The 21,202-nt window shown below is 40.4% G+C and carries 16 protein-coding genes, 1 rRNA gene and 1 pseudogene; 6 read left to right on the top strand and 12 right to left on the bottom strand.

Features of this window, described 5'->3' with window-relative positions; translation table 11 throughout:
- The 11 genes from G414_RS0104670 to dnaA form a co-directional block, all read right to left on the bottom strand.
- Window positions 1-166 (bottom strand): 16S ribosomal RNA (locus tag G414_RS0104670); the annotation flags it as partial.
- Window positions 167-541: 375 nt separating this feature from the next.
- Window positions 542-1,501 (bottom strand): hypothetical protein, encoded by a 960-nt coding sequence (locus tag G414_RS0104665; protein WP_022791695.1) that lies wholly within the window; start codon window positions 1,499-1,501, stop codon window positions 542-544.
- A 35-nt stretch (window positions 1,502-1,536) separates the two neighbouring features.
- The gene (locus G414_RS0104660) at window positions 1,537-2,796 is read right to left on the bottom strand and encodes a hydroxymethylglutaryl-CoA reductase, degradative (RefSeq protein ID WP_022791694.1); all 1,260 of its coding nucleotides are present in this window, start codon (window positions 2,794-2,796) and stop codon (window positions 1,537-1,539) included.
- Window positions 2,793-3,251, bottom strand: coding sequence for a MerR family transcriptional regulator (locus tag G414_RS0104655; RefSeq protein ID WP_022791693.1), 459 nt, complete (start codon window positions 3,249-3,251; stop codon window positions 2,793-2,795). Before G414_RS0104655 ends, G414_RS0104660 begins: the two co-directional genes overlap by 4 nt.
- Before the next feature lie 130 nt (window positions 3,252-3,381).
- Window positions 3,382-5,556, bottom strand: a complete 2,175-nt coding sequence (locus tag G414_RS0104650) for an LTA synthase family protein (protein ID WP_022791692.1) — start codon at window positions 5,554-5,556, stop codon at window positions 3,382-3,384.
- 179 nt (window positions 5,557-5,735) lie between these two features.
- Window positions 5,736-8,285 (bottom strand): DNA gyrase subunit A, encoded by a 2,550-nt coding sequence (gyrA, locus tag G414_RS0104645; RefSeq protein ID WP_022791691.1) that lies wholly within the window; start codon window positions 8,283-8,285, stop codon window positions 5,736-5,738.
- Between the two features lie 35 nt (window positions 8,286-8,320).
- Window positions 8,321-10,264 (bottom strand): DNA topoisomerase (ATP-hydrolyzing) subunit B, encoded by a 1,944-nt coding sequence (gene gyrB / locus G414_RS0104640; protein ID WP_022791690.1) that lies wholly within the window; start codon window positions 10,262-10,264, stop codon window positions 8,321-8,323.
- Between the two features lie 35 nt (window positions 10,265-10,299).
- Window positions 10,300-11,430, bottom strand: a complete 1,131-nt coding sequence (recF, locus tag G414_RS0104635; protein WP_022791689.1) for a DNA replication/repair protein RecF — start codon at window positions 11,428-11,430, stop codon at window positions 10,300-10,302.
- Complete coding sequence (yaaA, locus tag G414_RS0104630; protein ID WP_022791688.1) at window positions 11,427-11,663, bottom strand: S4 domain-containing protein YaaA; 237 nt, start codon at window positions 11,661-11,663, stop codon at window positions 11,427-11,429. Before yaaA ends, recF begins: the two co-directional genes overlap by 4 nt.
- Window positions 11,664-11,823: 160 nt before the next feature.
- Window positions 11,824-12,954 (bottom strand): DNA polymerase III subunit beta, encoded by a 1,131-nt coding sequence (dnaN, locus tag G414_RS0104625; RefSeq protein WP_022791687.1) that lies wholly within the window; start codon window positions 12,952-12,954, stop codon window positions 11,824-11,826.
- Between the two features lie 198 nt (window positions 12,955-13,152).
- Complete coding sequence (gene dnaA / locus G414_RS0104620) at window positions 13,153-14,556, bottom strand: chromosomal replication initiator protein DnaA (RefSeq protein ID WP_022791686.1); 1,404 nt, start codon at window positions 14,554-14,556, stop codon at window positions 13,153-13,155.
- Window positions 14,557-15,243: 687 nt separating this feature from the next.
- Between dnaA and rpmH the strand changes: the two genes are divergently transcribed.
- The 6 genes from rpmH to G414_RS0104595 all read left to right on the top strand — a co-directional run bounded on the left by rpmH (window position 15,244) and on the right by G414_RS0104595 (window position 19,845).
- Entirely contained in the window at window positions 15,244-15,378 is a 135-nt protein-coding gene (rpmH, locus tag G414_RS07580; protein WP_002828338.1) for a 50S ribosomal protein L34, read from the top strand.
- A 107-nt stretch (window positions 15,379-15,485) separates the two neighbouring features.
- The gene (gene rnpA / locus G414_RS0104615; RefSeq protein WP_022791685.1) at window positions 15,486-15,848 is read left to right on the top strand and encodes a ribonuclease P protein component; all 363 of its coding nucleotides are present in this window, start codon (window positions 15,486-15,488) and stop codon (window positions 15,846-15,848) included.
- A gap of 18 nt (window positions 15,849-15,866) precedes the next feature.
- Window positions 15,867-16,700, top strand: coding sequence for a membrane protein insertase YidC (gene yidC, locus G414_RS0104610; RefSeq protein ID WP_022791684.1), 834 nt, complete (start codon window positions 15,867-15,869; stop codon window positions 16,698-16,700).
- Window positions 16,701-16,825: 125 nt separating this feature from the next.
- The gene (lepB, locus tag G414_RS0104605; protein ID WP_022791683.1) at window positions 16,826-17,446 is read left to right on the top strand and encodes a signal peptidase I; all 621 of its coding nucleotides are present in this window, start codon (window positions 16,826-16,828) and stop codon (window positions 17,444-17,446) included.
- A 77-nt stretch (window positions 17,447-17,523) separates the two neighbouring features.
- Window positions 17,524-18,189: a potassium channel family protein gene (locus tag G414_RS0104600; protein ID WP_022791682.1), complete on the top strand. Its 666-nt coding sequence runs from the start codon at window positions 17,524-17,526 to the stop codon at window positions 18,187-18,189.
- Window positions 18,190-18,480: 291 nt separating this feature from the next.
- Complete coding sequence (locus G414_RS0104595) at window positions 18,481-19,845, top strand: amino acid permease (protein WP_022791681.1); 1,365 nt, start codon at window positions 18,481-18,483, stop codon at window positions 19,843-19,845.
- Between the two features lie 258 nt (window positions 19,846-20,103).
- On the opposite strand, the pseudogene rlmH reads toward G414_RS0104595, so the two are convergent.
- Window positions 20,104-20,583, bottom strand: a pseudogene (gene rlmH / locus G414_RS07300) (23S rRNA (pseudouridine(1915)-N(3))-methyltransferase RlmH).
- Window positions 20,584-21,202 lie beyond the last annotated feature (619 nt).

The raw sequence follows: 21,202 nt of genomic DNA, 5'->3' as shown, positions 1-21,202 counted from the left end.
AGAGGTAGGTTTCCCACGTGTTACTCACCCGTTCGCCACTCCTTGTATAGTTCTACGTCAGTATTGAGCGAGCTCTCTAAATCAGTAGAACGACAAGGCGTTCGACTTGCATGTATTAGGCACGCCGCCAGCGTTTATCCTGAGCCAGGATCAAACTCTCATTTTGAGAATTTGAGTAGTACTCAAATTATGTTGTTGTTTAACAGATGTTAAACGAATTTACTAGCGAATTGACTTCGCAAATGTTTGCACCACATACGTGGTGACCCTACACATTTGTTATATCGAAACGATATTCAGTTTTCAATGATCTACCGTCGTTTTTTGAAGCGGTAACCTCAAGCGACAACTTATTTATAATATCAAAAACAAAAGTTGTTGTCAACACTATTTTTGAATTATTTTTTATCAACGTTGAATTGCATCAACCGTCGACAACTCTTAATACTATACAGAGCCGATTTAAATTTGTCAACTAAAAAAACTAGCTACTCTAGTCCATTAAAGGACCGGCACCTAGTTTCTAATAATCACTACTCCCCTATGCTTTACTTTCACGCACAGTATAAGGCTGCTTTAACTGTGCAAATAAATCCTGAACAGTCATCTGATAAAAGGCTAAAAAGAATGCTTGCTGCTCACCATCTGGCGTAGGCAAGACAAAACTATTCTGCTTGTCAGCCTTATTCAGTCCAACGTAAGCTGCTTGATTTGTATCACGAACCGTAAATGGTACATGTTTAATATCAAATACCTGATTAACTTTTAAACGTAACTGACGTTGTGATAAAACAGGCGTTACAGTAACAAACTCTTTTGCATTTAAAAGAGGTAGTTTCCAGTCGGCCATTTGCTCATCAAAGCCACTAAAAACAGCTTCAATTGCTCTATGCATAGTGAAAGGATCTGTGATATTTTCACTGTCCATTGTTTGATATAAACGTCCTGCCGCTTGCCAAGCTAGTGGATAACTGGCTTCTAAGTGCTTCCCGTCACTCTCAGCTTCTGCAGCAGCCAAGAAAACCCGTGCATCAAGCAAAACCATTACTCGCAAGGCAGCCTGTGCCATATCATCCCCTTGTTCAGGTTCAAGGGTGTCTGCAACACCTCGTAGGTATGCTTGAATAACCTTGCCAGTAAGCTGACCATGTTTAGCTTGTTCACGATAAATGATGCTATGAATAACTGGTTGATAAAGATAGCTTGTCATCACCATCATTTGCTCCGTCAAACTCTCATCCTTTTCAACAGCTAGCTGGAAAAATAACTGTGGATAGCCATTAAGTGACAACATAATATGTAATAACTCATCCGTTGCTAACACATCTGCTGCTGTCAAATCATTCACTTCAATCGCCATTCGTGGCCCTAACATGCTCGTTGATACTTGATCATGCTTCAAAATTCCAGAGTCTTCACCACTACCACGTAAAACAATAGAACCTGGATACAATTGATTCACTTGATCCAGGAGGGCCAACGTCTCTTTAGAAAAATGCATTAAAATACTTCCTTTCTCACAACTTAACTTTTAGTCTACTGGCTTTCTTCGTTTCGTAATTCCATTAAGAGCTGCTTCACAAAAGCACTGTCATAATGTCCCGCCTTTTTAATACGTTTCACTAAAACTGGCACTTCCGTTAACTCTGCCCCAACTTCTAATGCTAATGACTTCGCCTGTAATCCCATATGACCGTCTTGAATACCCGTTGTCACTAAGGCACGTAAAGCTGCTAGGTTTTGCGCCAACCCAACTGCTACTAACAGCCGAGTTAGTTCGTTTGCAGTCGGCTGCCCCATAATTTGCCGATTAATTTTTACCGCTGGCACAATACCAATTGAGCCACCAACTGATCCTACTAGCATAGGTAGACTGGTCCGACCTACTAGGGCATCCCCTTCAACTTGCCAACGAATTAAGCCGCGATATCGGCCCTGGCTGGCAGCGTGTGCGTGCAACGCTGCATTCACAGCCCGTGTATCATTCCCGCTAGCTAAAACAACAGCCTCTATGCCGTTCAAGATTCCTTTATTGGCAGTAACCGCTCGGTAGGGACTCAACGTTTCAATATAACTAGCTTCCGCAATACGTCTTGCCACAACTGATCCAGCTAACCCATCCTTAGTCTGCAATGCGCTAAACGGAATCCGTACAGTACCCTTAACTTGTGCCTCAGTTGCATAATTAGACAAAATGGCCATTAAAATTTCATAGCCTTTATTTTGCAAATAATGAGCAACCGCCTCTGCCATCGTATTAACAACATTAGCGCCCATTGCCTCTTTAGGATTAATAAGAAGATTGACAATCGCTCTTTCCTCATCCAAAGGTTCAAATAAAAGGTCGACTGCTCCACCACCCCTTTTACGCATTGAAGGGCGACTATCATTGGCTACTTTCAATAGTTGTTCCTTATGTTCACTAACAAACCGTTCCAACTTCTTCAGGTCATCAATGTTAATCACAACAATTTGCCCTCTAACCAATCGTTGCTCCATAGAAGTTTCTACACCATCACCATAGCGCATCATTCGCGCTCCGTTATTAGCAGCTGCAATAACACTGGGCTCTTCCGTCGCCATAGTTACAACATGTAGGCCATGATCCACTGGTAAATTAACCAATAAACCAGTGGGCACTCCAAAATTATAAAGGTAATTTTCTACCTGTTGATCACCAATTGAACTGTAATGCGCTTTAATAAAAGCTAATTGTTCATCGTCAAGCCCACAATTATCACCGGTTGCTTGCAGACGTTTCTTCCAAGGCAGATGGTGCAGTCCTCGCCAATTCATTGCTCATCCTCCACTGGCTTTACATGATAATGAACCTCTTTATTGTCATCAATGGAAGCCCATAAACGCTGTGTCTTTGCTGCATCAAAATACCCTAAATCAACCATTCGTTGATCATCAATAGTGTCAACTCCCTGAACAGCACTGTATATAATATCTGCAAAGCCAGCAAAAGCCGACATAATGTCATTAGCTTTGCCAACAGCCGCTTGTAACGTATAACCCTCATCAAGATAATCCTTAATCAGTTGTACGCGATGATAGGTCGCATAATTATAAACACGCGCATTTTGTTCACCCTCACGTGATAGTGATTCGATAATGCCTTTGCTTTCCCAGTAACGTAATTGACGGGTCGATACCCCAGTCATCTGGGCTAGGTCTCCAATTCGAAACTTAAAGATATCGGTCTTAAAAGCTGATTTAATAAAGTCTTTTCTACCTAAGTATTCCATTTATTACCCTCGTGTAGAAGTATTTTTTACATTGTTGTTAACTTATTTAACACTAAAGTTAAGTTTACAAGTAAATTAGAAAAGAGGCAATTCTTTTCAAGAATTGCCTCTTTAATAAAGGTCAAGCCTATTAGGGATTAGGCGTTTTATCAATCATAGAAGTCCCATCACTACCATCAGGATTAACCTGCTTTAGCCGTGATGTGTTAGACCTTGGTGCTCCTTTTTCTGGAGCATCTGTTTGATACAGATCCTGGGTAGTTTGGTTATTGTGGCTTTGGAAGACGTCCCTAGAAGCCGCTCCCTTTTGTTTCTCTAATTCCTTCAAGCGTTCCAAGCCATTAGAGTAGTTATACTCTTGTGACTTTACCGGTTTGAAGCCGGCTGGCGTGTATAGTCTCAAGAGGTCCTTTTGATTAATTAAATCAGAGTATTTCAACTGCTGGTGAGCTATCTGCTTACTCTTCTCTACCGCCTCTAACGTTGCTGTAGTTGGCTTTTCGATTTCTTCCCCGGTCTTTGTATTAAAGATTGTACTATTAACCACTGTATAATCAGGCGTTACAAAATCACCATCTCTAAAAGCAACTACCTGCTGCCGTTGCTTACTTAACAAATCCTGACCTAATTGCATGTATTTCTCGGTATTTGTTATGCCAAGTAAGTGCAATAATGTAGGGGCCACATCAATTTCACCACCGTAGGTATGATCAACATGTCCGCCAGTATAGCCAGGAATATTAATCATGAAGGGAACCCGTTGCAACTGCGCGTTATCATTTGCAGTCCATTTTTCTGGATTCTTACCTAAAATTGATGCAAGATACTTATTTTCAGAGTTAGAAATACCATAATGGTCCCCATATAAGACGATAATAGAATTATCATATAGACCGGCTTTTTTCAAATAAGTGTAAAACTCCTGAATGGATTGGTCTAAATAATGATTTGTTTCAAAATAGCCGTCAACCACATCGGATCCCGAATTAGTCGTCTGAAAATTTGGATCTTTATCTTGATCATCTAGACTAAAAGGAAAATGGTTTGTTACCGTAATGTACTTAGCATAGAAGGGCTCTTGCATGTGTTCTAGATATGGAACGGAATCATAGAATAAAAGTTTATCCTTTAAGCCATAGCCCATTGCTTTATCTCCAGAAGTATCAAAGTAACTAGCATCAAAGAAGTATTGATACCCCATCCCCTTATACACATTATTACGGTTCCAAAAACTAGCATTATTTCCATGAAAAACAGCAGACGAGTAACCAGCTTGTTGTTTTAAAATACTTGGCATAGCCTGAAAGGTTTGATCTGCTCCTTGATTAGCAAATAAAGACCCTTGCGGTAGTCCAAAGGTTGATGTTTCTAATAAGTTTTCCGCATCGGACGTCTTTCCCTGACCCACTTGATGGAAAAAGTTGTCAAAGGCTAACGTCTCCTTGGAATTATACAAACTATTTAGAAAAGGCGTAACTTCTTGACCATTTACCCGCATCCCAATCGAAAATTGCTGGAATGACTCCAGATGAATGACAAACACATTTTTACCCTTAGCAATACCAGCATATTCAGGATTAGCCGCTGCATAATGACTCTTAACATAGTCGCGTGCCTTTTGAACATCTGACTTTTTAGCCGTACTTTTCATCTCGGATACATGTTTTTGCCGAACAGCATCAAACACTGTATAGGCATCTAAACCAAGATACTTCACCATTAATTTACTATCAAATTGGCGCGTAATTAATTGTGGGCGCTCCATTTCACCTACCATCAAAACAAACATTGCACCTGCTAGTGCAAAGGATGTTGCAGCAAAACCGACAAATTTTGACACGGCTGGTGCATTCAACTTTACTTTTCTAAAAATCACAAAGAAGATTAAAATAACCAGATCCAACCAAAAAAAGATATCATGAAAATTACTCAAGGCTAATCCTGAAGCGCCCAACCCTTGATTTACTTTGTCATAACCGGTCATAACTGAAAAGGACATAAAGTCTGAAAATTCCCGGTAGTAGATTACATTCACCTGCAGGAGCACCAAATTGATAATATACATCAACAATGCCCACGGATAAAATACCTTAGCTGATTTAAAATATAAGGCCGAACCAATCATTAAAAGTGCAATTGGTATCGGATTCACCAGTAGGGTTATATATTGTACCGGACTTGCCCCCGCAAATACTTTAAAATCTAATACATTGGCGAGCTGCATCTTAGCCCAAAAGAGACCAACTAACAACAACACGAAACCTAGTCGCGTATTTATCCAATCAAATCGACCATAGTGTTTCATAAAAAGTTCCTTTACTCATCATTTACGATTTCAATAATCATTTCAGCTAATCTTGCTCATTATACGCTTAAACTTTAAAACAAGCCTATAAAAGGAAACAAAGCTTACTTGATATCAAGTAAAACTAAAAAGATGCTAAGCTTGAAAGCTTAGCATCTTTTTAACTTACCCACTAACTGTTACTCATTTGAATCTGTTAGCTCAGGGTCAGTTTGTGCTCGCTCTAACAAGGCTTGAACGCCTTCTGGCTGTTCGTCTTCGTTAGCAGTTTGTCCATCTACCACTGTTTCCTCTTCAGGGGCTACCGTGGTAAAGGTCGCAACCTTAGAATCGTCATCTAAGCGGATCAACCGTACTCCTTGAGTGGCTCGACCTGTTAAGGATACATTATCCACATTAAAGCGAATCATAACCCCCAGGTTGGTCGTCAGAATAACATCTTCATGCCCTTTCACGACTGATACTCCTACCAAAGGACCATTTTTTTCTGTAACCTGTGCTGTCTTGATACCTTTACCACCACGACCCTTAATTGGGTACTCACTAGCCGGTGTCATCTTACCATAACCATTCTCGGTAATCACTAAGACATCATCTTCCGGTTCTAAGACTTGTGCACCAACAACAAAATCATCATCCCTTAAGCGAATACCACGCACGCCAGCCGCTGAACGTCCCATGGAACGCACATTAGACACATTAAAACTCACAGCATAACCACCATGCGTACCAAGCAAGACATTGTGAGAACCATCCGTAGTCATCACATTAATTAGCTCATCATCTTCATGTAAATTAATAGCGCGTAAACCATTATTACGAATATTGCTAAACTCACTAATAGGGGTACGCTTGACCACTCCATCACGGGTCGTAAAGAATAAGTCATCTTCACTAGCTGCTAAGTCACCATGAATATTAATGACCGTTTGAATGGCTTCTCCACTACTAATTCCCAATAGGTTAATCACCGGGATGCCCTTTGCACTCCGTCCATATTCAGGAATTTCATACCCCTTAAGCCGATAGACCTTACCGCTATTGGTAAAGAACAACAACGTATCATGGGTTGAGGCACCAACAATCTTGTCGATGAAATCATTACTATTGACACCCATCCCTTGAACACCTCGACCACCACGATTTTGTGCTCGGAATTCGCTTTGGGCCATTCGCTTAATATAGCCTTCATGCGTCAAGGAAACAATGATATCTTCTTGCTCAATGAGATCCTCATCTTCAATCGAGGTGACATCCCCAACTTGTAACTCTGTCCGTCGGTCATCACCAAATTTATCTTGAATCTCCAGTAACTCCTGGTAGATAATCTCATCGATGCGCTCAGGTTTGGCTAAAATATCTTTATAATCAGCAATCTGTGAACTTAACGTTTGGTACTCTGATTCAATCTTGTCGCGTTCCAATCCAGTTAACCGAACCAGCCGCATATCTAAGATTGCTTGAGCTTGCTTATCAGATAAAGAATAGCCTTCCATTAATTGCGTTTTGGCAATATCAGCCGTTTTAGACGTCCGAATAATTGTAATAATGGCATCGATATGATCTAACGCTATCCGCAAACCTTCAAGAATATGTGCACGAGCTTGTGCCTTTTTTAACTCAAAGACTGTCCGGCGACTAATCACTTCTTGCTGGTGCTTCAAATAAGCCTGTAACACTTCTTTTAAGCTCAATAGCTTTGGCCGACCGTCTTGAACAGCTAAGATGTTGAAACTGAAGTTGGTCTGCATCATTGTCAACTTATATAGATTATTCAAAACGACAGAGGCTGAAACATCACGTCTTATATCGATTGCCACCCGATAACCTTCACGATCAGACTCATCATTAATTGATGTAATTCCTTCAATCCGCTTATCCCGACCTAATTCAGCAATGCGCTCAATTAGGCGCGCCTTGTTCACCATGTAAGGTAGCTCAGTGATAATAATCCGTTCTTTCGTCTTTTCAGTTTCAATCTCAACTTTTGCACGTACTGTAACGACACCTTTACCCGTCTCATAAGCTTTTCGAATCCCAGACTTACCCATCACAATACCACCAGTTGGGAAATCTGGTCCTGGCAACACTTCCATCAGCTCTGCAGTCGTCACATCTGGATTTTCCATTAACAAATGAATAGCAGAAATAACTTCACGCAGATTATGTGGCGGAATATTTGTTGCCATTCCAACGGCAATTCCACTAGCACCATTAACTAATAGATTAGGAAAACGTGAAGGTAAAACTTCTGGTTCATGATCAGTACCATCATAATTTTCAACAAAGTTAACCGTGTCTTTATTAATATCACGGAGCATTTCTACTGAAATCTTACTTAATTTGGCCTCAGTATACCGCATTGCGGCAGCAGGATCACCATCGACAGAACCAAAATTTCCATGTCCATCAACCAACATGTAACGATAACTAAAGTCTTGTGCCATTCGCACCATCGATTCATAAATAGCTGAATCGCCGTGTGGGTGGTACTTTCCCATGACATCGCCCACGATACGTGCAGATTTCTTATAGGCTTTTTCAGGTGCTAAACCTAATTCGTTCATCCCATACAGAATACGGCGGTGAACTGGCTTGAGTCCATCACGCACATCTGGTAGAGCCCGCGCTACAATAACAGACATCGCATAATCCAAAAATGATGTCTGCATTTGGTCACCTAAATTAGCAACCTTAATTCGGCTGTTTTCATTATCTTGCTCAGCCATGCATAGCCTCCTTTTTTACGTAAACCAGGTTTAATTTAAACGTCTAATTCAGCATATTGTGCGTTTTCTTCAATGAACTCACGCCGTGGTTCAACCTTATCTCCCATTAACATTGAGAATACTAAATCAGCTTGAACAGCATCATCCATTTCAACCCGTAGCAAACGCCGCTTATTAGGATCCATCGTCGTCTCCCATAGTTGTTCGGCATCCATTTCTCCAAGACCCTTATAACGTTGAATAACGGGCTTAGGTGAGGCAGCTAGGGTTGGCAAAATAGTTGCCAATTCTTCGTCTGAATCAATATATTGCATAAACTTTCCTTGTCGTACTTGATACAAAGGTGGTTGCGCAATGTAGACATACCCAGCCTCTAATAAAGGCCGCATATAACGATAAATTAGAGTCAATAGCAGGGTCCTGATATGGGCGCCATCGACATCGGCATCAGTCATAATAATGAACTTATGATAATTAGCCTTCTCAACATCAAAGTCTTCGCCAAATCCAGTCCCCATAGCTGTAAAGATTGAACGAATTTCATCATTAGCTAAGATGCGATCTAAGCTAGCCTTTTCAACATTCAAAATCTTACCACGGATAGGTAAAATGGCTTGCGTTAAGCGTTCACGACCTTGCTTGGCTGAACCACCCGCCGAATCACCCTCGACAATGAATAGCTCTGAGATTTTTGGATCCTTTGAAGTATTGTCAGCTAATTTTCCTGGGAGATTCGATATCTCTAATCCACTCTTCTTACGCGTTGCTTCGCGAGCACGTTTAGCTGCCTTACGCGCTTGACTAGCCAACATCCCTTTTTCAACGATTTGCTTGGCTACATCCGGGTTTTCCATCATAAAGCGGGCAAACGTTTCAGAAAAAGTTCGTTCTACAGCTGTCCGTGCATCTGAATTACCTAACTTGGTCTTCGTTTGACCTTCAAACTGTGGATCAGGATGCTTAACTGACACAATTGCAGTCAGACCTTCCCGAACATCTTCACCCGTTAGCGCTTCGTCATTCTCTTTTAACTGTCCATGCTTTCGAGCGTAATCATTAATTACCCGAGTCAATGCGGCCTTAAAACCAGTCTCATGTGTTCCGCCCTCATAAGTATGGATGTTATTAGTAAAGGACATCATATTGATATGATAGTCATCGGTGTACTGAAGGGAGACTTCAACCTCAATTCCGTTTTCTGCCCCCTCAACATAGACGGGATCCTTAAACAATACATCCTTGTGAACATCTAGATATTCGACGTACTCTTTGATTCCACCTTCATAGTGAAAAGAATTAACAACAGGCTCAGCAGGACGACGGTCCGTAATTGAAATACGTAACCCTTTATTTAAAAAGGCCAACTCACGCACACGATTTGTCAATGTCTTAATGTCAAATTCAGTTGTTTCTCGAAAGATATCTGGATCCGGCAAGAAATGTACAATTGTTCCACGTGAAATATCTTGCCCTTCTGCAGTCGTCACTTGCATTTCTTGCACAACATGTCCCCGGGCAAACTTCATACTATAAGCCTGACCATCTCTGACCACTGTTACGTCCAAAAAGGTTGAGAGTGCATTAACCACTGAAGCCCCAACACCGTGGAGACCACCAGAAACCTTATAACCGCCACCGCCAAATTTTCCACCAGCGTGCAAAATGGTAAACACGGTTTCTAAGGCTGATTTACCAGTTTTTTTCTGGGTATCAGTGGGAATTCCACGTCCATTATCAGTTACTGTAATCGAATTATCCTGTTCGACCGTCACGGTTATATGATCAGCAAAGCCAGCTAAGGCTTCGTCAATTCCATTATCTACAATTTCCCAGACTAAATGGTGCAAGCCTTGAGCAGATGTCGCCCCAATATACATTCCTGGGCGCTTACGCACTGCTTCTAGCCCTTCTAAGACTTGAATTTGGCTTGCATCATAAGCATCGGGTTGTGTATGCATGCGTGTATCTTCTTCCACCATTACACTCTCCCTTTTCTAAACCTGATTGTTAATTCTTATTCCTTACTATGCTCATCTGTTACTAAATTTCCCGCCCGCACATTAAAAACCTTGGGTTGGTCAATTAACTGACGGGCCACATCGCTTAATGAAGGCGTGGTAATAAAAGTCTGTACCTTTCCCTGCATTGCCTTTAACAAATGAGTTTGCCGCTCTCTATCTAATTCAGATAAGACATCGTCCAGCAATAAAATGGGGTACTCTCCCGTTTCTTCTTTCATCAAATCAATTTCTGCCAATTTGACAGCCAAAGCTGTCGTTCGTTGCTGCCCCTGCGAACCAAAAACTGCAACGTTACGACCATTGACAATGAACGCTAAATCATCCCTATGAGGACCTAACTTAGTTACGCCTTCTTGAATCTCCCGTGCTTGCAATTTTTCAAACCGTGTTAACAAGGCTTGCTGAATTGTAGCTGCATCAACCAGTTCTTCAGGATTAAGTTGCGAAACGTATTCAATTTCAAGAGCTTCACCAGTTTGTGTGATAGCTGACTGAATAGGCTGAGCAGCAGCGTTAAGCTTTTGTATCAAGCGCAAACGGCGTTCGATTAATTCACTAGCAAACATGACTAATCGCTCAGTTAATACTTCTAAAAATAATAAATCAGTATTCTTTTTACTTTGCAATTGCTTTAAATATTGATTTCTTTGTCGTAAAATTGCGCGATACTGATTAGCTATGTATAAGTACTTAGGACTCATTTGACTAAATTCACGGTCAATAAAGGTCCGCCTAATTGCTGGCGCACCCTTAACCAAGGATAAGTCTTCAGGTGCAAATAAAATAACGTTAAGCTGACCGATATAATCAGCCAGCTTAGGTTGGTTTAAATGATTTACCCGTGCATGCTTACCCTTCGTATCAAATCCCAATGCTAGGGGAATTTTACTCGTTTTCCGCTGAATTAGACCAGCTACTAACGCGTCTTTTTCGCCCCAACTAATCAATTCTTTATCCGAATGAGTCCGATGTGATGTTGTTAATGCTAGGACATATATTGCCTCTAGGAGGTTTGTTTTCCCTTGGGCATTTGGGCCTAAAAACACATTCACACCAGGTGAAAACGTGGCTGCTAAATGTTGATAATTACGAAAATTATCCAATTCTAGCTGTAGAAGTTTCATTTTATTCCATCAACACCTGTACCATTGATTACGATATGTTCTCCGTCAGGCAAAGCAACAATATCACCAGGATATAATTTACGACCACGCCGCTCATCTGGTTCCTGGTTAACTAAAACTGTGTTCTCTCGTAAGTACCACTTTGCCTGGCCACCTGTTGCAATCACGCTTGCTTCTTTTAACACTTGCCCAAGCGTAATGTAGGGCGTTTGGATTTGAAGCTCTTCCGCCATCTGGGTGCCTCTTTTCTTTTTTATTATTTACTGAGTATTTACTTATTTCCCATTATACGCTAATTCACGCTACTTATGAAGAGGACGGGTGTTTTTAATAAAAAAGGCTAGGAACGCCCATTTTTGCTTAAAACAACGCTCCTAGCCTTTTATTTAATTTTTAGTATGTTCTAACTGGTGTAATTAATTGAATAAAGTTAGTTTCATTATTTGTTGGCACCAAGGTGAAGGGATCCAATGGTGTCTTAAAGCCAATTTGTATCTCTTCATCACCAAACGATTTTAGCGCTTCCCGCATATAATCCGGATTAAACGAAATAGTTAATTGATTACCAGCTGTATCAGCTGCAAATATTTCCTCTTCAACTCGGCCGACTTCCGGAGAATTAGACGATATATAAGAACCTTCATCACTTACTGTAAATTGAATGACATTCGACCGGCCTTCATGACTTAATAATGCCGCCCGTTCAATAGTTTGTAACAGATCTCGCGCATTAATCGTCAAGGTAGTCTGCTTTTCAGTAGGAATAAGACGCGAAGCATCCGGATAATTACCTTCTAGCAAACGTGAATAGAAAATCGTATTGTCTCCTAATTGAAAGATAACCTGATTTTCAGCTACACGTACATCAACGGTCTCAACATTATCTAACATTGCCTGTAACTGAACCAATGAGGGACCAGGAACAATAATGTCAGCTTTAACATCTGATTCACCAAATGCAACTGTCCTTTGTGCTAACCGATGACGATCCGTTGCAACAGCTGTTAAATTCCCACCGGTTATAATGAAATGTACTCCCGTTAAAATTGGCTGACTTAATTGTTTTGAGACTGCAATTACGGTTTGTCCGATAACTTCATTCAAAGTTGCCGCTGGAAGTACTAAATGATTGGTTACTTCAACTTCAGGTAAGCGAGGATATTCGTTAGCATCTTGACCATTAATATCAAATTCAGCACTTTCTGATGAAATCTTTGTTTGTAAACCATCATGGTTAGTAAGCGTAAACTCTTCACCTGGTAATCGCTTAACGATATTAGCGAAAAAAGTGGCTGGTAAAACAATGCGGCCTGGTTCGATATTAGTTAAGTGTGCTTTATCGTCTGTTACGGGAATTTTGATTTCAATTGAGATATCTGTATCTGATCCCGTTAAAATTAATCCGGTCTCATCTAAGTCTAACTTTACGCCGGTTAAAATTGGCATTGATGTTCTTGATGAAATAGCTCGGCTAACATTATTCATTGCCTTTATAAATTCAGCTCGATTAATAGTAAATTGCATGATGTTCTCCTCAAATGAATGAAAACGACTGGCTTGCTTAATGACTTATTTAAATAAATAAAAAATAGTAATAGTAATAAGGGGTGTGGAAACTGTGGATAACCACTTTAAAGCGGTACCTACTCTCAGTTTCGCTATGTTCATTACTTTGTGTATAACTACATCTTATAACATTTGTTATCCACAATGCACTTTAGTTTATTCTTTTAAGCGTTCCCGAATTTCTTGGACCTGATGTTCTAGCGTAATATCTTCGCCAAGAATTTTTTCGATTTTTTCGGTGGAGTGCATAACAGTTGTATGATCTTTGCCACCAAAAGCACGCCCAATTTGTGGTAGTGAATCTTGTGTCATTTCACGGGCAAGATACATGGCAACTTGTCTAGGAACGACGATTTCTTTATTACGTTTTTTACCATTAATGTCAGAAACTGTAACATCATAGTAGCGAGCAACAATATCTTGAATTATGGGAATAGTAATTGCTCGTTGTCGCTTAAAGTTCATCGTTTCAAGAATGGAACGAGCTGTATCGACTGTAATTGGTGCATTGCTGAAGCGCATCTTACCAACGACTTGATTGAAGACACCCTCCAAGTCACGAACGTTAGTGTCCACTGCCGCGGCAATTTCGTCGATGACATCATTTGGAATATTAAGGCCTTCTTGGTCTGATTTATTACGCAGAATAGCTACCCTGGTTGGTAAGTCAGGTTTGGTGATGTTTGCTGAATAACCTTGACCAAAACGAGTGACTAACCGCATTTCCAAACCAGGAATTTCTTTTGGTAGTTTATCAGAAGTCAGTACAATCTGGTTGTTTTCACGGGTAATGGCATTGAAGGTATTGAAAAATTCTTCTTGAATCTTCTCTTTACCAGATAGGAACTGGACGTCATCCACCATCAGAAGATCGGTACTACGGTATTCTCGCTTGAAGGCTTCGGTTGCTTTGGGGCCACGGCGTAGGGCTTCTGTAAAGTCATTAATAAAATCTTCAGTTGTAATAAATTTAACTTTGGCATTTGCTTGCCGTGCTAGCACGGCATTACCGATAGCCTGCATTAAATGCGTTTTACCCAAACCAACCCCTCCATAGATAAGCAGTGGATTCCACTGTGTACCTGGATTATCGGCTACAGCCTGGGCCACAGAATAAGCTTCCCTGTTTTCATCTGAAGAGACGAAGGTATCAAAACGGAATTCTGGATTGAGGGTCGCCTTGGTGATAAATGTCGAAGCGTTAGTAGGCAATTCGCCTTCACCTTGCTCCACTGTTTGAGTGATGGGGAAATCAGTCTTTACTGGCTGGGGTTTTGTATAGGTAACCAAAGGTTTTACAAACTGTGGTTGACCATACAGTGTTAAGGTTGCTGTCATCGCGGCCGGAACGAATTTTGAATAGTAGAGACTATTACTATTTTGCCATTCTTTAGCGACTTCTTCTTGACTTGTTGTAAGTTGTAAAACAGTTGTGTTATTTTCATCGGCTGAGATAGCAACTGGAGTCAGTGAATCTACATAGGTAGAAAAAGCAAACTCCCCTATTACATCGTCGTGTAATAGGTCCTTAATGGCATTCCAGACTTGAATGGGGTCCATTAACCGTGACCTCCTTATTAAATAGATTAATAGTGGGGTGCAGTTTTCCACAGAAAATTAGGACATCCCACGTGACAAAGACCATTGTAACAGGCGAAAAGAGAGTTTTCCACAGAAGAAAAGGCTGGAAAGGTGAAGCAATCAGCAGATTGTATAACATATTGAGATATTCACATGGTGTGGAAAACCTTATTCAGGTTCCCACAGGGATGTGTGAAAAAAGAAGGCGCTTTTTGTGGATATCTGTGGAAAACTAGTATAAAATTCAGTTATTAAGAGCATGTTGTGTATAAACAAAGGGGTATTTAACAGGCGTTTCCGAAGTTATCCACATATTCACAGGGTTTATACGAAATGGTTTTCCCCCTATGTGGACATTGTGGATAAACTGTGGATTTTGTGGAAAACTAATCTAACGCTCCGTTAGGTTAGTTTTGTTTGTCCACCTAACAGAGCGTTAGGTTTTGGAAAACTAAGTTTTTTATTTAATTTTTGAACCCTTAAAAAAATTTAAAAGGACTGGCATTTATGTGTTTTTTAGGCTATGCTTACTTTTATATGTTTCAGCTTTTTTGATCATATTTAGGCTTGTCAATGTTAGCTGACCATGGTATCATCTAATATGAATTGTGGTTTGGCCTCGCCAACCGCAGGCCAAATCTAACTAAGAATGGGGGGTGTCTTCACATGAAGCGTACATACCAACCTAAGAAGCGTCATCGCGAACGTGTACACGGCTTCCGCAAGCGCATGAGCACTAGCAACGGTCGTAAGGTATTAGCACGTCGCCGCCAAAAGGGCCGCAAGGTTTTGTCAGCCTAATTGGGTTCGACCTTCTATTAGGACTACTGATAACGATCGCGCACGTTGTGGCTTTCCGCTGCAACGTGCGTTTTCTTTTTGCCTTAAGAGTTAATAATGGAGAGAAAATGCGAAAAAGTTATCGAGTAAAAACAGAAAAAGACTTTCAAAAGGTGTTTGATCAGCATAACTCGCATGCTAATAAGATGTTTATTGTCTATACTATGCAAAGGGCTGAACCTAAGCACTTGCGTTTAGGTATATCAATTTCTAAAAAAGTTGGGTTACGTGGTCATGAACGAGTGTGGGTTAAACGGCGTATTAGACAATCAGTGTTAGAACTCATGCCTAAAATGAGATCAGATGTAGACATCTTAGTTATTGCCCGGCCAAGTGCCCATGATCAAGATATGGCGATTATTAAAAAGAATTTGGTCCATGTCTTTTCATTAGCCCACCTGTTTATAGATGATAACGAGCAAGCAGATTAATAATGATGGAGATTGCCAATGAACACGCTTAAAAAATATATGTCGATGCGCTCATTTCCGGTTGCAATTTTAGCCCTGGTGGTAATGATTGCTGCTGGAGTTCTCTACCCTGGTCATGTTAGTGGCTCAGGATTTTGGGGCGGGTTGATTATTGCTAATTTTGCCCGATCAATTTTGGGAGTATCAGCTTGGTTAGGTAATAGTTACGGCTTAGGGATTATTGCTTACACGATTTTAATTCGTCTTTTGATTTTGCCTTTGATGGTTCATCAGACAGAATCAATGATTAAAATGCAAGAAGTTGCCCCTGAATTAAAGAAATTACAAGCTAAGTACCCTACTCGTGATCAAGCGTCAATGTTAGCTATGCAAGAGGAACAGCGTGCACTTTACAAAAAAGCGGGCGTCAATCCTTTTGCAAGTTTTATTCCCTTACTTGTGCAGATGCCTATTCTGATGGCTTTGTATTCGACTATTCAATCTACGAGCGCATTACAGAATGGGACGTTTTTATGGGTTCAATTAGGTGGTCGTGACCCTTACTTTATTTTGCCAGTATTGGCAGCACTGTTTACTTTTGCATCTTCTTATTTGGTGATGCTGGGGCAGCCTGAGCGCAATGGCATGACAACGTCAATGACCTTCCTAATGCCAATCATGATTTTTATTTTTGCCATTAATGTGCCAGCTGTTCTATCCCTGTACTGGGTAGTTTCCAATGCCTTCCAAGTTGTTCAAACCTGGATGTTACAGAACCCTTTTAAAATTCAAGCAAGTCGACAGGCTAAAAAGGAAAAGGAACGTCAGCGTCAGCGGGCAATTCGTAAAGCTAAGCGAACACATAAGCGATAAGTTGATAATAAAAGAATTAAGGCCAGGTCTGTTAAGTGAATGGACTTGGCTTTTTTATTGTGTCTGTTAAAAAGTTGTCTGGCAATGTGTTAAACTTATGAGAAAGACTATTCAAGGAGTAAAGCATGCAAAGATTTCGAAGCATTATGTCATGGGTCTGGCCCATTGTGATTGGGCTGGTTATTGCCTTATTGATTAAGCAGTTTTGGTTTGAACCAACTAAGGTAGAAGGAACTTCCATGGACCCTAATTTAAGTAATGGTGAATTGGTGGTCCAGTTGAAAAATAAACCAATTAAACGTGGTGAGGTTATTGTATTTGATGCCCACGGAGAAGATCCTAATGCAGTAGCTGGACGTAAATACGTTAAGCGGGTAATTGCCTTGCCTGGCGATACGGTTAGTGCTCAGAATGGTGTGCTAAAAGTTAATGGGAAAACCGTTAATCAAGACTATATTAGCGAAAACGAACAGTATGCTACTAATTTTCCTAGCGCAGCTGAGATTGGCAATTGGTCTAGTTTAAGTGAATTAGGGAAAAAGATGAACTGGTCCAGAAATGTGACAGATAAGGTACCTAAAAACCAGTATTTTGTACTTGGTGATCACCGTTCTGTATCTAATGATTCCCGATACTGGGGCTTTGTTGACGGTAATAAGGTAATGGGTGTCGTAAAAGTTCCTTTCTGGGGAAGTACAAGCCAACAGCGAAATATCAATCAAGAATGGAAGCACTTTTTTGACTAACTAGAATGCTGGTTGACGATAAGGTCGCCAGCATTTTTTTCGGAAAGTACATGAATAAATAATTAGGAGAATGCAAGATGAAACAAACATTTGCCATTATTGGCTTAGGCCGCTTTGGTAGTTCTCTACTAACCTCGCTTATAAAGGCTAAGCAGGAAGTGCTCGCCATTGATAATGACCCTCAACAGGTAGAGGATTATATGGATGTTGCAACACACGCGGTAATTGCGGATGCACAAGATGAAGAAGCTTTAGTAGATTTGGATTTGGCAAGTTTTGATCACGTAATAGTTTGCATTGGTCATAACCAGCAAGCTTCTATTTTAACGACCATTTTACTTAAAGATCTTGGTGTGCAAGATGTGATTGCTAAGGCTGAGACAAAGTTACATGCACGGGTGCTCGAAAAGGTTGGTGCTGATCGGGTTGTAAGACCAGAATTGGAAATGGCTGAGCGTTTAGCTGAAAATCTGATGTCCCCCAACTTAATTAGTTATGTTGATTTGGGTGATCAAATGGCGATTGCTGAAATCAAAATTGCAAATTTAAACTTTTCAAATCAGTCGATTTTAAAGTTAAATATTCGGCAAAACTACGGGCTTAATGTTGTTGCAATTAAGTCCCAGGATGAAGTAGTGGTTAATCCAGGTCCTGATACGATTATTCAGATTGGCGATGTACTAACTGTGGTTGGTAAGAAAGATGATGTTCATAAATTTGAATTACTGGTTGAGGTTGCTTAAGACGAAAGGTTGACTATTGTTTTATTTCTTGATAAGGTTTAGGGCATACTTTACTTATGAAGTGATGTATGGAAGGCAAAACAGTATAGCTTGTTACTACAGAAAGCCCTAGTAGCTGAGATAGGGTGTAAAGGCATAGTGGTCGGCACCTTCCTTGGTTAAATAGTTAATGAAGCTGCTTAACGTTATGGTTAAGAAGTAGGGTGGAACCGCGTGAATAAGCGTCCCTATGTCAAGGTTACTTGGCATAGGGACTTTTTTTATGGTTAGTTAGATGGAAGGGAGTTTTCAATGAGTAAACAGGCAGAGTTATCGCGAGGACTAAGTTCGCGCCACGTGCAGATGATTGCGATTGGTGGTGCAATCGGCACCGGCTTATTTCTAGGTTCTGGCGAGGCCATTAAATCGGCCGGACCTGCCCTGATTTTAGCCTATGCTATCACCGGTTTTTTTGCTTATTTGATGATGCGAGCAGTCGGTGAATTATTACTATCCAATACTAAATTGCGGTCATTTATTGATTTTGTCCGCTTGTATCTAGGAGAGCGCTGGGAATTTGCTATTGGATGGGCATATTGGTTGAGTTGGGCTAGTCTGGCAATGGCAGACTTGACAGCAACTGGAATATATTTGCGATTTTGGTTTCCGCAATTGCCACAGTGGGTAACGCCCTTATTGGTCGTCTTGATTTTAGTAGCCCTTAATTTAATCAATGTGCGCTGGTTTGGTGAATTAGAGTCAGGCTTTGCTAGTATTAAGGTTTTTGCAATCATTGCGCTTATTGTAGCCGGATTATGGATGATTGCGACGGGATTCCATACGCATGGTAACCAGGCTTCTTTTAGTAACTTAGTCGCTGATGGCGGCTTTTTTGCAACGGGATGGCAAGGGTTTATCATGTCCTTTCCAATGGTCATTTTTGCATTTACGGGGATTGAAATGGTTGGTTTGACTGCGGGAGAAACCCAAAATCCAAGGCGTGATTTACCAAAGGCGATTAATTCAGTACCTATTCGTATCGGTCTCTTTTATGTTGGCTCTATGATTGTAATCATGTCTATATATCCTTGGAAAGAAATCAATGCTAATCAGTCCCCCTTTGTTCAGATATTTGCAGGCTTAGGGATTCATTTTGCAGCTGATTTAGTAAATTTTGTGGTATTGACCTCAGCCATGTCAGCAGCTAACTCGGCTATTTTTTCTACATCACGAACACTTTTTGTTTTGGCACAAAATAAGCAGGCGCCTAAGTTATTTGCGAAACTATCTAGTGCTAATGTACCAGTTGTTGGTATGTTAGCTTCAGCCTTTATCTTTTTGAGCATCGTGTTATTGAATTACTACTACCCTAGTCAGATTTTCGTCTTGATTACGGGAGTGGCAACAATCAGTTTCATTTTTGTTTGGATTTTAATTATGTTAAGCCATATCAAATATCGGCAGCAAAAGTCTGTTCTTGAACCAGACGCCTTTGCAATGCCTTTCTTTCCGTTCTCAAGTTATGCCACGATTACGTTCTTCTTAGTAATCTTGGTGATTTTGGCGCTTAGTCCAGCCACCCGTCTTTCAGTGTTAGCGACGATCATTTTCTTTGCAGTTATGGTCTTGGGCTATAGCTGGTGGAAAAGACAACAAGGACTTTCAAAATGGTCATGATAACCTATTTGACTAAGCCAAATGCTGTGACAGTGGGATCAAGTTTAAAGCAGAAAGGTTATCTTTTTAGCATTTTGTGACAACTGTATCGATTGTACTAGGCAAAATGCTTTATATTAAACATAAGCAAACCTGATAAACATGGTGAAAACGGCAAAAATTTAGCCAATTCACCATTAAGTTGTCCCTGTGACAGTATATGATAAAAGCGTGGTCCTACTTTCTTGGTAAGACCGTGCTTTTTTATTGCCAAAAAGCTTATTTATGATAAGGAGAACCACTATTAATCATGAATGACCGATAAATTTGCTCAGTTAAGACCAGGCGCATTAATTGATGTGGCAGGGTAAAGCGACCAAAACTAATCGTGGTATCAGCACGTTCCATAACCGCTGGGCTTAAACCTAAAGAGCCACCAATAATAAAATCGAGCGATGAATGACCATTCAAGGTGAGTTTTTCTATTTCGGCCGCTAACTCTTCACTGGATCATTCCTTACCCTGAATGGCTAAGGCGAGCACATAATCGCGGTCCTTAATTTTACTTAGAATTCGCTCCCCTTCTTTAGCCATAACTTGATCCATCTGAGCGGCGGAAAGATTTTCGGGTGCCTTTTCATCCGGGACTTCAATAATTGAAAAGGTACAGAATTTTTGGAGCCGTTTTGCATATTCTGCAATGGCCGCCTTTAAATATTTTTCTTTTAGTTTACCAACGCAAATAATTGTGACTTTCATTACCTTAACCTTTTTTTATACTTTATAACAACATTTTTAGTCTTTTAAGTAATTGTGGATAACTGTAAAAAAAACTATATATACACAGGTTTTACACACGAACATCCACGGGAGACAACTAAGAACAAAGCCTATTATAGCAGAGTTTAGCGTGTTCGCATATGTATGAATAGCTAACTTATGCACAGCTGTTCATTACTCCTGTGGAAAAGTGTTTTAAGGCCCTGTTTATGGGTTTTTTAAGGCTGTGACAGGGAGGGCTCGCCGAGAGAAATTTTCTATTTGTGCACAAGAAAAGGTCGCTTTAATTGTCTAGTTAAACCTAACACATAGAATATGACTGCTTTGTCCGATTATTGTTCGTCTTTTAATATCAAAGTTCCCCTTTCAGAAGGTTTTTATTCATTAAATGACTAAATGGCTGAATGATTAACTAGGGTATTCGTTTAATATGACCTAGGATTTCTTTTAGTTGATTTTCCCCAAGCTAGAATGGCGCTAAAATAGCCTTCTATTCCCAGTTTGCATTAGATAAGCGGTTTTAAACAAGTTATCCACACCGTGGTTTTCCCCTTTAAATCACGGTTTCTTTGGAAAAATAGCGTACTTGTACACAGGT

Origin of the sequence: Weissella halotolerans DSM 20190, assembly GCF_000420365.1 — a bacterium.
GTDB classification, from domain to species: domain Bacteria; phylum Bacillota; class Bacilli; order Lactobacillales; family Lactobacillaceae; genus Weissella; species Weissella halotolerans.
Note: the sequence above shows the minus strand (reverse complement) of the source record. Positions and strands in the feature narration are given on the sequence as shown.